11 protein-coding genes are annotated in these 14,023 nt (G+C 69.6%); 9 read left to right on the top strand and 2 right to left on the bottom strand.

Annotated elements, in window-relative coordinates; translation table 11 throughout:
- The 4 genes from PMI14_RS30265 to PMI14_RS30280 all read left to right on the top strand — a co-directional run.
- A partial coding sequence (locus tag PMI14_RS30265) for a sensor histidine kinase (protein ID WP_007860966.1) occupies positions 1–1,492 on the top strand: 1,492 nt, incomplete at its 5' end.
- Positions 1,489–2,121 carry a response regulator transcription factor gene (locus tag PMI14_RS30270; RefSeq protein ID WP_007860968.1) on the top strand — a complete coding sequence of 211 codons (633 nt, stop codon included), beginning with the start codon at positions 1,489–1,491 and terminating at the stop codon, positions 2,119–2,121. The genes PMI14_RS30265 and PMI14_RS30270, both read left to right, overlap by 4 nt.
- 117 nt (positions 2,122–2,238) lie before the next feature.
- The gene (locus PMI14_RS30275) at positions 2,239–2,730 is read left to right on the top strand and encodes a heme-binding protein (protein WP_007860970.1); all 492 of its coding nucleotides are present in this window, start codon (positions 2,239–2,241) and stop codon (positions 2,728–2,730) included.
- Positions 2,731–2,758: 28 nt separating this feature from the next.
- Positions 2,759–3,475: an ankyrin repeat domain-containing protein gene (locus PMI14_RS30280; RefSeq protein WP_007860971.1), complete on the top strand. Its 717-nt coding sequence runs from the start codon at positions 2,759–2,761 to the stop codon at positions 3,473–3,475.
- Here PMI14_RS30280 and dbpA read toward each other — a convergent pair.
- Positions 3,465–4,868, bottom strand: coding sequence for an ATP-dependent RNA helicase DbpA (gene dbpA, locus PMI14_RS30285; protein ID WP_007860972.1), 1,404 nt, complete (start codon positions 4,866–4,868; stop codon positions 3,465–3,467). The two genes, PMI14_RS30280 and dbpA, sit on opposite strands and share 11 nt — an antisense overlap.
- A gap of 123 nt (positions 4,869–4,991) precedes the next feature.
- Here dbpA and PMI14_RS30290 point away from each other — a divergent pair, with 123 nt between their 5' ends.
- The 4 genes from PMI14_RS30290 (at position 4,992) to PMI14_RS30305 (ending at position 10,806) form a co-directional block, all read left to right on the top strand.
- A complete protein-coding gene (locus tag PMI14_RS30290) occupies positions 4,992–7,073 on the top strand; it encodes a bifunctional diguanylate cyclase/phosphodiesterase (RefSeq protein WP_007860973.1) in 2,082 nt (693 codons plus the stop codon).
- Between the two features lie 110 nt (positions 7,074–7,183).
- Positions 7,184–8,665, top strand: a complete 1,482-nt coding sequence (locus tag PMI14_RS30295) for an AMP nucleosidase (RefSeq protein ID WP_007860974.1) — start codon at positions 7,184–7,186, stop codon at positions 8,663–8,665.
- A gap of 28 nt (positions 8,666–8,693) precedes the next feature.
- Positions 8,694–9,827, top strand: coding sequence for a GGDEF domain-containing protein (locus PMI14_RS30300; protein WP_007860975.1), 1,134 nt, complete (start codon positions 8,694–8,696; stop codon positions 9,825–9,827).
- Positions 9,828–9,864: 37 nt separating this feature from the next.
- Positions 9,865–10,806: an ATP-binding cassette domain-containing protein gene (locus tag PMI14_RS30305; RefSeq protein ID WP_007860976.1), complete on the top strand. Its 942-nt coding sequence runs from the start codon at positions 9,865–9,867 to the stop codon at positions 10,804–10,806.
- 154 nt (positions 10,807–10,960) lie between these two features.
- On the opposite strand, the gene purT is transcribed toward PMI14_RS30305, so the two are convergent.
- On the bottom strand, positions 10,961–12,172 hold the full coding sequence (gene purT, locus PMI14_RS30310) for a formate-dependent phosphoribosylglycinamide formyltransferase (protein ID WP_007860978.1): 1,212 nt from the start codon (positions 12,170–12,172) through the stop codon (positions 10,961–10,963).
- Between the two features lie 117 nt (positions 12,173–12,289).
- Between purT and PMI14_RS30315 the strand changes: the two genes are divergently transcribed.
- Entirely contained in the window at positions 12,290–13,888 is a 1,599-nt protein-coding gene (locus tag PMI14_RS30315) for a sigma-54-dependent Fis family transcriptional regulator (RefSeq protein ID WP_007860987.1), read from the top strand.
- Positions 13,889–14,023 lie beyond the last annotated feature (135 nt).

Genomic DNA, 14,023 nt, shown 5'->3' on the forward strand with positions numbered 1-14,023 from the left:
GGCCCCCGCCGGTGCCGGCTGGCTGGCGCATGCGCGCGTGGAGCAGTTGCGTGCGGCCTTCGACACCGACGCGCGCATCGTGCACCGGCTGCTGAGCCAGCGGGTGGTGCAGCACGATGCCGTGATGGCCACGCTGGCGCTGCTGCAGCCCCCGGTGCCCGGCGCCGTGGCCGACACGGCTGCCGCCTCGACCCTGCCGCGCCTGCCCTCGGTCTACCCCCAGATCCTGGCCGTGCTGCAGCGCCCGGCCGGCGGTGCCTGGCCTGCCGCGCAGAAAGCCGCACTGGATGCGGCCGAGGCCGCGTCGCGCCGCTCCGGCCGCGCCGAGATGGCCCTGGCCGACCTGGCCGCCGGCCGCTACCACCTGGTGCTGGCAGGCACGCCGGCCAGCTATGCCCTGCAGATCGACCTGGCGGCGACCGTGCCGCTGGAGGAATGGCCGATGAACCCGGTGACCAGCCCGGTGCGCGTGGCGCTGGACTGGGCCGGCCAGTCCTTCGTGGTGCAGCCGGGGCGCCGCCTGGACCGCATGGGCTGGCATTTCAACGTGCACAAGCTGCTGGCATCGCCGAGCCAGCCCCTGGACGTGGTGGCCGAACGCACCGTGACCCCGGCCGAGCTGCCCTGGTGGACCATGCTGGGCTGGTGCGTGCTCACGGCCGCCCTCTGGGCCGGTGCGCTGGCCTGGTGGCGCCAGCGCGTGGCGCGCCAGCGGGCCGAGGAGCTGCTGCGCCTGGGCCAGGTGGCCCGGCTCAACACCCTGGGCGAGCTGGCCGCCGGCATGGCGCACGAGCTCAACCAGCCCCTCACGGCCCTGCTGGCCAGCACCCAGGCCGCCAAGCGCCTGCTGGGCGAATCGCCGCCCGACCTGGACACCGCCTTCGACGCCATGGGCCGCGCCGTGGAACAGGCACGCCGCGCATCGGCCGTGGTGGGCCGGCTGCGCCGCCTGGTGGAGCGCCCCGACCTGGCCGGGCAGGCCCAGCCGCTGGCCCTGCCGGCCGCCGTGCAGGACGTGCTGCACCTGGTGGAGCCCGAGCTCAAGCAGCGCGGCGTGGCGCTGGACCTGGCCGCCGAACCCGACCTGCCCGCGGTGCTGGCAGAGCCCGTGGCCCTGCAGCAGATCGTGCACAACCTGGTGATGAATGCCCTGCAGGCCATGGAGCAGGTGCCGGCAGGCGAGCGCCGGCTGGAGCTGCACCTGGCCCGGCAGGACACGGGACAGGTGGCGCTGACCGTGCGCGACCATGGCCCGGGCATACCGGCCGAGGCGCGCGACCGCCTGTTCGAGCCCTTCTACACCACGCGCGAAGGCGGCCTGGGCCTGGGGCTCACGCTGTGCGAAAGCCTGGCCCAGGCCATGGGTGCACAGCTGTGGCTGGCGCCCGCGGCCGGCCGGGGCGCGGCCTTCGTGCTGGTGCTGCCGGTCACGGCGCAGGCGCCCGCGGCAGCGCACCCGGCTGCACCCATCCACACTCCCGTGCTTCCATGACCGACCATGCCACGCCCCTGTCCCCGCTGATCCACCTGGTGGACGACGATGCCGCCGTGCGCGAGGGACTGTCCCTGCTGATCGGCACCGTGGGCCTGCGCGTGCAGGCCTGGGCCGACCCGCTGGCCTTTGCCGCGGGCTTCGACCGTGCCGGCATCGGCGCCATCGTGCTCGACGTGCGCATGCCCGGCACCAGCGGGCTGGCCCTGCTGGAGCAGCTGCTGGCGCAGGGCGTGGACCAGCCGGTGATCATGCTCACCGGCCATGGCACGGTGGACATGTGCCGCCGCGCCTTCAAGACCGGGGCCGCCGAGTTCCTCGAAAAGCCGGTGGACGACGAGGTGCTGCTCGAAGCGCTGCAGAACGCCGTGCGCCAGCACGTGCGCTCACGCGAGCGCCACCAGGCCGACCAGCAGGCCCGCGAGCGCCACGCCCAGCTATCGGCACGCGAGCGGGAGGTGCTGGGCCTGATCGTCGAGGGCCTGACCAACAAGGAGATCGGCCGCGCGCTGGAACTCTCGCCGCGCACGGTGGAAACCCACCGCGCCAACCTGTTCGCCAAGCTCGGCATCGAGTCGCTGGCGCAGCTGATACGGCGCTACGCCGCGCTGGTGGACAGCGCTCCGTAGTTCTACGGAGGCGCGCGCGTAGCCGCACGAATGGTGCCGGCGGCCCGCATTTTTTACAGTTCTCCCACGGCCCGACACCCTGCCAGGCCGGCCTTCCACACCACCGGAGAACACACCATGCAACGCCACTTCAAGACCGCCGCCATCGCCCTCGCTTTCGTCGCCACCGCTGCCAGCGCCGAAGGCGTTCGCACCGAAAAGAACATCTCGCTGGACCTGGCCACGCAGATCGCCGCCCAGACCGTGGCCACCTGCACCGCCAACGGCTATGCCGTGACCGCCACCGTGGTGGACCGCGCCGGCACCGTGCGCGCCGTGTACCGCGCCGACAACGCCGGCCCACACACCCTGGAAGCCAGCCGCCTGAAGGCCTACACCTCGGCCTCGGCCAAGAACACCACGCTGGCCATGATGGAAGGTGCGCAGAAGAACCCCGCAGCCGCCAACCTGGTCAACATCCCCGGCTATCTGCTGCTGGGCGGCGGCGTGCCGGTGAAGGTGGGCAACGAAGTGATCGGCGCCGTGGGCGTGGGCGGTGCGCCCGGCGGCCACCTGGACGAACAATGCGCTGTGGCCGGCATCGCCAAGGTGCAGGACCAGCTCAAGTAAGCCTCAGGCAACCGACGGAGACAAAGCCATGGCCCACCGCACCGCCCCTTCTTTCGCGAGCACGGCGCGTGCGCTGTGCGCCATCGCCGCAACCCTGGCCTGCGCTGCGCTGCAGCAGGCCCAGGCCCAGGTGCCGCCCAGCCCGGCGGACGCCGCCGCCTACCAGGGGGTGCATGCGGCGGCGGCCCAAGGTGACAGTGCGGCCCTGCAGCGCCTGCTTGCAGGAGCCGGCGCCGCCCAGGTCAATGCCCGCGACGCCCATGGGCGCACGCCCCTGCACGTGGCCACCTTTGCCCGCCAGCGCGAGGCCATCCGCGTGCTGGCCAAGGCCGGCGCCGGGCTGGACCTGCTGGAGAACGACCGCTACGACGCCGTGACGATCGCCGCCGTGGCGGACGACGAGGACACCCTGGCCCTGCTGCTCTCGCTGGGCGCCAGTGCCAAACAGGTGACCAGCCGCTACGACGGCACGGCCCTGATCGCCGCCGCCCACCTGGGCCACGATGGCGTGGTGCGCCAGCTGATCGCGGCCGGCGCCCCGCTGGACCATGTGAACAACCTGCACTGGACGGCATTGATCGAGTCCATCGTGCTGGGCAACGGCGGGCCGCGCCACCAGGCCACGCTCAAGGCCCTCGTCAAGGCCGGCGCCAGCCAGGCACTGACCGACCGGCAGGGCAACACGCCGCTGCAACTGGCGCGCCAGCGGGGCTACGATGCCATGGTGCAAATGCTCAGTCGGTAACGAGCCTGGCCTTGACGGCCTTGCCCTTGACCCGGCCGCTGTTGAGGCGGTCTGCCGCCTGACGGGCGATGGCCCGGTCCACCGCCACGTAGGTGGAAAACTCGTTGACGTTGATCTTGCCGATCTGTTCGCGGGTGTAGCCCATGTCGCCGGTGAGCGCGCCCAGCACGTCGCCGGCGCGGATCTTTTCCTTGCGCCCACCGATGATCTGGATCGTGGCCATGGGCGGCACCAGGGGGCCGCTGCCCGTGGGAGTGAGCTCGGCCACCGGGTACCAGCGCGATTCGCGGCCTTGCAGCTGCTCGATCTTGCCCACGCTGCCCATCTCGTCCATGCTCGCCAGGTTCAGCGCCAGGCCCTCGGCATCACCGCGACCGGTGCGGCCGATGCGGTGGATGTGCACCTCGGGGTCGGGCGTCACGTCCACGTTGATCACGGCCGCCAGGTTGGCGATATCGAGGCCGCGCGCGGCCACGTCGGTGGCGACGAGCACCGAGCAGCTGCGGTTGGCGAACTGCACCAGCACCTGGTCACGCTCGCGCTGCTCGAGCTCGCCATAGAGCGCCAGGGCGCTGAAGCCCTGGGACTGCAGCACGGCCACCAGGTCGCGGCACTGCTGCTTGGTGTTGCAAAAGGCCAGCGAGGATTCGGGCCGGAAGTGGTCGAGGATCTGCGAGACGGCGTGCAGGCGTTCGGAGGTCTTGACTTCGTACCAGCGCTGCTCGATCTTGCCCTCGGCATGCTGTGCCTGCACCGTGATCTGCTCGGGCGCCTTCATGAACTGCTGGCTGAGCTTGGCGATTCCCTCGGGGTAGGTGGCCGAGAACAGCAGCGTCTGGCGCTCCTTGGGGCACTGGCGCGCCACGGTGGCGATGTCGTCGAAGAAACCCATGTCCAGCATGCGGTCGGCCTCGTCGAGCACCAGGGTGTTGAGCGCCTCCAGGGAGAGGTTCTGCCGCTCCAGGTGGTCCATCACCCGGCCGGGCGTGCCGACCACGATGTGGGCGCCGTGCTCCAGGCTCACGGTCTGGCCGCGCAGCGGCACGCCGCCGCACAGGGTCACGACCTTGATGTTCTCTTCGGCCCGCGCCAGGCGGCGGATTTCGGTGGTCACCTGGTCGGCCAACTCGCGCGTGGGGCACAGCACCAGCGCCTGCACGGCAAAGCGGCGCGGGTTGAGGTAGGCCAGCAGGGCCAGGGCGAAGGCGGCCGTCTTGCCGCTGCCGGTGCTGGCCTGGGCGATCAGGTCCTTGCCGAGCAGCGCGGGCGGCAGGCTGGCCGCCTGGATGGGGGTCATCTGGGTGTAGCCCAGCTGCTGCAGATTGGCCAGCGTGGCGGGGCTGAGGGCCAGCGCACTGAAATCGGTGGCGGCTTGGTTTTCTTTGGAGGTCATGGGGCGATTATCCGGGGAGGGCCGGAAATGCCCTATTTGATGCCGCTCAGCATAGGTGCAACTACCTGCGCCAGCGCCGGATGAATCGGCTATAACGAAGACAGTGCAGGAACCGGGTGGTACATGCCAGAAACGATCAACGCAGCCAGCACCGCCGAGCAAGGCCGCTCCAGCGACCTGCTGTTGCGCCTGATCGCGGACTCCGTGCCCGCGCTGATGGCCTATTTCGACCTGCCCGGCCTGCGCTGCCTCTTCGCCAACCAGGGCTACGCAGCCTACAACGGCCATTCCACCGAATCCATCCTGGGCCTCACGGTGCAGGAAGCCATCGGCGACAAGGCCTGGCAGGCCATACAGCCCCATGTGGAGCGCTCCAGCCGGGGCGAGCACGTCAAGTACGCGCGCGAGCAGACCCTGCCCAATGGCGAGTCGCGCATGATCGAGGTGAATCTCATTCCGCATTTCGAGGATGCGCAAAAGCTCCGGCAGGTCGGATCCTTCGTGCTGATCACCGACATCACCGAGCGCTGGCGTGCCGAACGCTCGGTGCGCGAGAGCGAAGAGCGCATGCGCAAGTTCACCGAGGCGACGGACGAAGCCATCGTGTTCCACCGCGACGGGCTGATCTCCGACGGCAACGAGGCGCTGTACCGGCTCACCGGCTACGCGCTGCACGAGGTGGTGGGCCTGTCCATCTTCAACTTCATCAGCCCCGAATGGCGCGCCGTGGCGCTCGACTACACACGCAGCGGCCGCGAGGACCCTTACGAGGTCACCATCCGCCACAAGGACGGCCACGCCATTCCGGTGGAGGTGGTGGGCAAGACCATGCCGTTCCACCATGCGGATTACCGCATCGTGGTGGTGCGCGACATCACGGCGCGCAAGCAGGCGCAGGAGCGCGAGGCCTTCAATGCCCTGCACGACTCACTCACGCAACTGCCCAACCGGCGCCACCTGATGGACCGGTTGTCCCAGGCGCTGGCCCGCCGCCAGGGCCGGTTGGCCGTGCTGTTCGTGAACCTGGACCATTTCAAGACCGTGAACGATTCGCTCGGACACCACGCGGGCGACCAGTTGCTGCGCGAGGTGGCCGACCGGCTGCGCCACTGCGTGGGAGAAGCCGACATGGTGGCCCGCCTGGGCAGCGACGAGTTCGTGCTGGTGCTCACCGGCATCCATGCGCCCGATGATGCGGCCCAGGTCGCCGACGCCGTGCTGCAGGCCATGCGCACCGTCTTCACGGTGGGCCACCTGCCGCTGACCATGTCGCCGTCCATCGGCATCAGCTTGTTCCCGGACGACGGGGCCAGCGGCGATGCGCTGCTGCGCTGTGCCGACGCGGCCATGCAGCAGGCCAAGGACAGTGGCCGCGGCAACCGGCAGTTCTACCAGCCCGGCATGGACCTGCGCGCCATGGAGGTGCTGCAGCAGGAGCGCCTACTGCGCGAGGCCATCGCGGACAACGCCTTCGTGCTGCACTACCAGCCGCAGATCTGCCTGAAGGACGGTGCGCTGCGGGGCTTCGAGGCCCTGGTGCGCTGGCGCCACCCGGTGCGCGGCCTGGTGGGGCCCAGCGACTTCATCACCTTTGCCGAGTCGCGCGGGCTGATCACACCGATCGGCCGCTGGGTGCTGCACGAGGCCTGCCGCCAGCTCAAGGCCTGGCAGGACGAGGGCCTGGCCCTGGTGCCGGTGGCCGTCAACCTGTCGGCGCTGGAATTCCGCCAGCGCGACGTGGCCGGCGAGATCGCCGCCGCCCTGGAGGCCACGGGCCTGGCGCCGCAGTACCTGGAGATCGAGTTGACCGAATCGGTGCTGATGCACCAGACCGGCCAGGTGCTTGGTACGCTGCAGGCCCTCAAGGACCTGGGCGTGGGCATTTCCATCGACGACTTCGGCACCGGCTACTCATCGCTGGCCTACCTCAAGCGCTACCCGATCGACAAGCTCAAGATCGACCGGTCCTTCGTGATGGACACCCCGGACAGTGCCGATGACGTGGCCATCGTCACCGCCATCGTGCAGATGGGCCGCAGCCTGCAGCTCCAAACCGTGGCCGAAGGGGTGGAGACCACCGAACAGATGGCGCTGCTGCGCAGCCTGGACTGCGACCTGGCCCAAGGGCACCTGATCTCGGTGCCCATGGACGCCCCCGCCATCCGCCAGTGGCTCCTTGCGCACTCCACGCGGACGGCGGCCTGAACGCCTGCCCGGCGCCGCCAAGGGCCGATCGGGAGGCTTTCCCATGAATTTCTGATGCGCGGCAAGCGGCTGTCATGCCAGCCACCCCGCCGCATGTGGACAATAGGGCCATGCCCCTCATTCCCGACTTCATCGCTCCGACCCGCCACACCGACCCCGCCGAGGCCCTGGCCCAGGTGCAGCGCATCTACCAGCAGCAGATCGGCCACCTGCGCGAGGCCATGCACCAGTTCGTGTCTGGCGAGACGCCGGGGGGGCATGTGCGCGCCTTCTACCCCTTCGTGCGCATCCACACCGCCACGGTGGCGCGTGCCGATACCAAGCTGGCCTACGGCTTCGTGGAAGGCCCCGGCCGCTACGAAACCACGCTGACCCGCCCGGACCTGTTCGGCGACTACTACGCCGAGCAGTTCCGCCTGCTGCGCAAGAGCCACAACGTGGAACTGGAGGTGGGCACCAGCGCCCAGCCCATCCCGATCCACTTCTCGTTCGCCGAGCACGACCACATCGAGGGCACGCTGACACAGGAGCGCCGCATGCTGATGCGCGACGTGTTCGACCTGCCCGACCTGGCGGCCATGGACGACGGCATCGCCAATGGCACCTGGGCGCCGCGCGCGGGCGAGGCACAACCGCTGTCGCTGTTCACCGCGCCGCGCGTGGACTACTCGCTGCACCGCCTGCGCCACTACACGGGCACGGCACCCGAGTGGTTCCAAAACTTCGTGCTGTTCACCAACTACCAGTTCTACATCGACGAGTTCGTGCGCCTGGGCCATGCCGAGATGGCCAAGCCCGACAGCGAGTACGTGGCCTTCATCGAACCCGGCAACGTGATCACGCGCCGCACCGGCCTGCCGGCCGCCGAGGCCGACGCCCTGGGCGTGGCCCCGCCGCGCCTGCCGCAGATGCCCGCCTACCACCTGGTGCGCAAGGACCGCAGCGGCATCACCATGGTCAACATCGGCGTGGGCCCGGCCAATGCCAAGACCATCACCGACCACATCGCCGTGCTGCGCCCGCATGCCTGGATGATGCTGGGCCACTGCGCGGGCCTGCGCAACAGCCAACAACTGGGCGACTACGTGCTGGCGCATGCCTACGTGCGCGAGGACCATGTGCTCGACGAGGAACTGCCGCTGTGGGTGCCCATCCCGGCGCTGGCCGAGATCCAGGTGGCGCTGGAGCAGGCCGTGGCCGACGTCACGCAGATCGCCGAGGCGGACTTGAAGCGCATCATGCGCACCGGCACGGTGGCCAGCACCGACAACCGCAACTGGGAGCTTCTGCCCGACAACATGCCCCAGCGCCGCTTCAGCCAAAGCCGCGCCGTGGCGCTGGACATGGAAAGCGCCACCATCGCGGCCAACGGTTTCCGCTTCCGCGTGCCCTACGGCACCCTGCTGTGCGTGAGCGACAAGCCGCTGCACGGCGAGATCAAGCTGCCCGGCATGGCCAACCACTTCTACCGCGAGCGGGTGGACCAGCATCTGCGCATCGGCATGCGCGCCATCGAGATCCTGCGCGAAGGCGGCATCCACCGCCTGCACAGCCGCAAGCTGCGCAGCTTTGCCGAGGTGGCGTTCCAGTAAATCTCCCCTGCCGCAGGGCGGCACCCCCATGCCACTGGACTTTTTGACACTGATGGCGGTGATGGCCGCCAACCTGTTCATGATCTCGGCCACCCTGCCGCTGATCATGGGCCCCGGGGTGAGCCCCGCGGCCCGCCATGTGCAGGCCAGCATGCTGCTGCAGGCCACGGCCTGGGCCGCCATCATCGCAGCGGGCTCGTGGTGGGACCAGGCCCTGTCCACCGTGTCGGTGACCTGCAACGCGCTGGCGCAGTGGATGCTGTACCGCGCTCTGCGCGAATGGCTGGGCGAGCGCCCCTTGAAGTCCTTGCTGCTGGTGCTGGTGGTGATCACCCCGCTGGGCTATGCGCTCGCGTTTGGCAACTATGCCTGGCGCGTGGGCTGGGCCAACCTGCTGATGGCGGCCATCCTGCTCATCGTGGCGCGCGCCACGCTCTACCCCGCGCACTACGCCGACCCACGCTGGCGGCGCCTGCTGATGGCCTGCCTGGTCACCTCTGCAGCCTTCACGCTGGCGCGCGGCCTGCTGGGCGCCTTCACGGACCAGTACCCGAGCTTTCGCACCCCGCACCCCGTGAACCTGGCCGCCGCCGTGGCCACCAACGTGAGCCTGGTGCTGGGTACCGTGGCGGTGCTGGTGGCCTGGCGCTCCGAGGCGGAGCAGAAGCTGCGCGCGCTGGCCATGACCGATGGGCTCACCGGCGTGCTCAACCGGCGCGGCTTCACCAAGCAGGCCGAGAACATGCTTTCCCACGCCTGGCGCCACCACCTGCCGCTGACGGCGCTGGTGCTGGACCTGGACTACTTCAAGCAGATCAACGACACCCACGGCCATGAGACCGGCGACCGCGCCCTGAAACTCTTCGCCCGTCTGCTGGAGGAAACCTGCCGCACCGGTGACCTCGTCGGGCGCCTGGGGGGCGAGGAGTTCGGCGTGCTGCTGCTGCACAACAGCGCGCCCGCGGGCATCGCCTTCGACCGCCGCCTGCGCACGCGCCTGCAGGATGCCAGTGCCGCCGAACTGGGCTTCACGCTCGACTACAGCGCCGGCATGGCCGTGCTGCTGCCCGCCGAAACCCGCTTGCCCGACCTGATGGCGCGGGCCGATGCCGCGCTCTACCTGGCCAAGGCCCAGGGCCGCGGCCGCATGGTCGAGGCATGAGCGCACCCCGGATTCCGGTATCGCACACAATCGGTGCATGACGGATCTATTCGAAGTGCGCGATCTGCGCAAAAGCTATGGCGAGACCACGGTGGTCAACGACGTCTCGTTCGCGATCGCCCCCGGCGAATGCCTGGGCGTGATCGGCCCCAACGGGGCGGGCAAGACCACCACCATCCGCATGTGCCTGGGCCTGACCAACCCCGACAGCGGCAGCGTGCGCTTCTTCCCCACCGCAGGCGCGGCCCCTCTGCACATGCCACACGATGCCCTGGCCATCAAGGCGCAGATCGGGGTGGTGACGCAGTTCGACACGCTGGACCCCGATTTCACCTGCTACGAGAACCTGCGCGTGTTCGGCCGCTACTTCGGCATCAAGGGCCCGGCCATGGACGAGCGCGTGCCCCGGCTGCTGGAGTTCGCTGCCCTCACGCACAAGGCCAACGCCAAGCCGGGTGAATTGTCGGGCGGCATGAAGCGGCGCCTGAGTCTGGCGCGCGCACTGGTCAACGACCCGCGCCTCTTGCTGCTGGACGAACCGACCACGGGCCTCGACCCCCAGGCCCGCCACCTGATGTGGGAACGCCTGCAACTGCTGCTGCAGCAGGGCAAGTCCATCCTGCTGACCACCCACTTCATGGACGAGGCCGAACGCCTGTGCTCGCGCCTGCTGGTGCTCGACCACGGCAGGAAGATCGCCGAAGGCCGCCCGCGTGAACTCATCGCCCAGCACCTGGAGCCCGACGTGGTGGAGGTCTTCGGCGTGGGCGCCGTGGCCCTGGCAGAAGACGCTGCGCTGCGCACCCTGGCGGCGCGCGTGGAGGTCAGCGGCGAAACCGTGTTCTTCTACACCCAGAACGCCCAGCCGCTGCTGCACGCGCTGGGCGCGCACCCGCACCTGCGCACCCTGCACCGGCCGGCGAACCTGGAAGACCTGTTCCTCAAGCTCACAGGGCGCCAGATCCGCGAGGACGGTTGAGCTAGTTTTCCCCGTTGCATGAGGTGCTGCACATCGGAGAAAACTGGCGCGGCTAAGGCCAGTGCCCCCGTGCAAGGGCCGCCCCGCTGCACCGGGGGCGTCCCCCTCCCGCATTGCACAGCAATGCGAGAGAGGGGTGAAGGCGCGAAGCGACTCAGGGGGTGTTCACTTTCCGTGGCTTGACCTTGCTGGCGGCGAGCTTGGCGTTGTCGCGCGCGGTGTGCACGTCGGCCGCACGTGCCAGGGCCACGCCCATGCGGCGCTTGGTGAAGCTCTCGGGCTTGCCGAAGAGGCGCAGGTCGGTGTCCGGCACACGCAGGGCGTCCTCCACGCCATCGAAGACGATGCCCACCGCGTCCACACCGCCATAGATCACGGCACTGGCGCCGGGGTTGCGCAGGCTGGTGTCCACCGGCAGGCCCAGGATGGCGCGGGCGTGCAGTTCGAACTCGCTCTGGTTCTGGGTGCACAGGGTCACCAGGCCGGTATCGTGCGGGCGTGGGCTCACTTCGCTGAACCAGACGTCCTGGCCCTTGACGAACAATTCCACCCCGAACAGGCCCTGGCCGCCCAGGTTGTCGGTCACGGCCTTGGCGATCTGGCGCGACTTTTCGAGCGCCGCCGGGTGCATGGGGTGGGGCTGCCAGCTTTCGACATAGTCACCGCTCACCTGCACGTGGCCGATGGGGTCGCAGAAGTGGGTCTCGATCTGGCCGTCGGCGCCCACGGCACGCACGGTGAGCTGGGTGATTTCGTAGTCGAAGTCGATGAAGCCCTCGACGATCACGCGGCCATGGCTCACGCGGCCACCGGCCATGGCGTAGTCCCAGGCGGTCTTCACGTCGTCCGGGCCGTCGATCTTGCTCTGGCCCTTGCCCGAGCTGCTCATCACCGGCTTGACGATGCAGGGGTAGCCGATGCCGGCGTCGATGGCAACCTGCAGCTCTTCGAGCGAGTTGCAGAATTGGTAAGGGCTGGTGGGCAGGGCCAGGGTTTCGGCGGCCAGCACGCGGATGCCTTCGCGGTCCATGGTCAGGCGCGCGGCGCGGGCGGTGGGGATCACGCGCACGGTGCCGGCGGCTTCCAGCTCTTCGAGCATGGGGGTGGCGATGGCTTCGATCTCGGGCACCACCAGGTGGGGGCGCTCGGCCTCGATCAGCGCCTTGAGCTGGGCCGGGTCGCTCATGGTGATGGTGCGGCGGTGGTGGGCCACCTGCTGGCCCGGGGCGTTGTCGTAACGGTCGACCGCGATGGTCTCCACGCCCAGGCGCTGCAGCGCGATCAGCACCTCCTTGCCGAGCTCGCCCGAGCCCAGCAGCATGACTTTGGTGGCATGGGGGGACAGGGGGGTTCCGAAGGTGGTCATGGCGGTGCTTTCGACAGAAGGTAGAAGGGGATGGGGCGATGCGGGCCGGCCCGTGGGTGCCAACTTTAATGCACCCGGAGGCGGCCCGCGTGGCGCAGAACTTGCAATACCGGGGACATGACCGTCCCGCCCTCCCCCGGCAACCCGCGCAGCCAGCCCGACTGGCACGCGCAGGAGCTGCTGCTGATGCGCGAGGTGATGCGCCTGATCGGCCGCAGCCTGGCACCCGGGCTGGTGCTGCGCGAAATGCTGCACCTGATGAGCGAGCTGCTGGGCCTGAACCGCGGGCGCATCGTGCTGGTGGACGCCACCGGGGCCGGCGCGCCGCGCACGGCATCCATCCAGCATGCCTACGGCCTGACCCAGGCCGAGGTGCAGCGCGGGCGCTATGCCTGGGGCGAAGGCATCACCGGGCGGGTACTGGCCTCGGGCCAGCCGGCCATCGTGCAGGACATCGATGCCGAGCCCCTGTTCCTGGCCCGCGCCGTGGAACGCAGCCAACTGCCGCCCGAGACAGTCGCCTTCATCGCCCTGCCCATCGAGCTCCACCATGCGCCGATCGGCGTGCTGGCCTGCCACCGCATCCGCAGCCGCCAGCGCCACCTCAACGACGACCTGGCCGTGCTGCGCGTGCTGGCCACGCTGGTAGGGCAGCTGCTGCAGCTCGAAGCCCTGGTGGCCGAGCAGACGCGCCAGCTGGAGGCGCGCAATGCCGTGCTGGCCAACGCGCTCAACACCAAGAGCGCACGCTACGGCCTGATCGGCAATTCGCCCTCGTTGCTGCAGGCGCTGGGCGAACTCGAACGCGTCTCCCAGACCCAGGCCACGGTGCTGCTGCTGGGCGAGTCGGGCACGGGCAAGGAGCTGTTCGCGCGCGCCGTGCACCTGGCCAGCGGCCGGCGCGACCGGCCCTTCATCAAGGTCAACTGTTCGGCGATTCCCGATGCGCTGTTCGAGTCCGAGCTGTTCGGCTACGAGCGCGGCGCCTTCACCGGTGCCAGCACGGCGCGCGCGGGCTGGTTCGAGCAGGCCGACGGCGGCAGCATCTTCCTCGACGAGATCGGCGAACTGCCGCTGGCCATGCAGTCCAAGCTCCTGCGCACCCTGCAGGAGGGCACGCTGGTGCGCCTGGGCGGCCAGCGCGAGGTGAAGGTCAACGTGCGCCTGGTGGCGGCCACCAACCGCGACCTGGCGCGCGAAGTGGAGGCCGGGCAGTTCCGCCAGGACCTGTACTACCGGCTCAACGTGATCCCGATCCGCCTGCCCTCGCTGGCCGAGCGGCGCGAAGACGTGCGCGCATTGGCGCTGCACTTCGTGAGCCGCGCCAACCAGGCCCACCAGCGCAACGTCAACCTGGCGGTGGACGCCCTGGCGCGGCTGGAAGCCCAGCCTTGGCCCGGCAACATCCGCGAGCTGGGCAACGTGATCGAGCGGCTGGTGCTGCTGGCCGAAGGCACGCTGGTGACCGGCGCGGAGCTGGACCGCTTCCTGCCCGGCACCACTGTGACAGCAGCCATGCCCGCGCCAGCGGCGCCGCCACGCCCGCCCGGCGAGCCTCCCCTGGTGCGCGACTACGTCCCGGCCCATTCCCACACCGCACAGGCCTTGCAGGCCGCCCTGGCCGAGCACCACGGTAACCAGTCGCGCGCCGCCCAGGGCCTGGGGCTCACCCTGCGCCAGTTCAGCTACCGGCTGCGCAAGGCCGGCCTGCGCTGAGCCTGCGGCGGCCCCGCACTGTGTCGACAATTTGTCGACACAGTGTTCAGTGGGGGTGAAACATCCTGGATTGCAGGACCCCAAAAATCGGCATCTTGCTATCTATTGAATAGCATCAAAACAAGCATTCAAAGT

It is taken from the genome of Acidovorax sp. CF316 (assembly GCF_000276605.1).
In the GTDB taxonomy this organism is placed as follows: domain Bacteria; phylum Pseudomonadota; class Gammaproteobacteria; order Burkholderiales; family Burkholderiaceae_C; genus Acidovorax.

Coding starts and splice junctions, on each gene's coding strand:
- purT (WP_007860978.1), bottom strand. CDS start 12,172: ATGACCACCTTCGGAACCCCCCTGTCCCCCCATGCCACCAAAGTCATG.
- PMI14_RS30275 (WP_007860970.1), top strand. CDS start 2,239: ATGCAACGCCACTTCAAGACCGCCGCCATCGCCCTCGCTTTCGTCGCC.
- PMI14_RS30305 (WP_007860976.1), top strand. CDS start 9,865: ATGACGGATCTATTCGAAGTGCGCGATCTGCGCAAAAGCTATGGCGAG.
- PMI14_RS30290 (WP_007860973.1), top strand. CDS start 4,992: ATGCCAGAAACGATCAACGCAGCCAGCACCGCCGAGCAAGGCCGCTCC.
- PMI14_RS30300 (WP_007860975.1), top strand. CDS start 8,694: ATGCCACTGGACTTTTTGACACTGATGGCGGTGATGGCCGCCAACCTG.
- PMI14_RS30270 (WP_007860968.1), top strand. CDS start 1,489: ATGACCGACCATGCCACGCCCCTGTCCCCGCTGATCCACCTGGTGGAC.
- dbpA (WP_007860972.1), bottom strand. CDS start 4,868: ATGACCTCCAAAGAAAACCAAGCCGCCACCGATTTCAGTGCGCTGGCC.
- PMI14_RS30280 (WP_007860971.1), top strand. CDS start 2,759: ATGGCCCACCGCACCGCCCCTTCTTTCGCGAGCACGGCGCGTGCGCTG.
- PMI14_RS30315 (WP_007860987.1), top strand. CDS start 12,290: ATGACCGTCCCGCCCTCCCCCGGCAACCCGCGCAGCCAGCCCGACTGG.
- PMI14_RS30295 (WP_007860974.1), top strand. CDS start 7,184: ATGCCCCTCATTCCCGACTTCATCGCTCCGACCCGCCACACCGACCCC.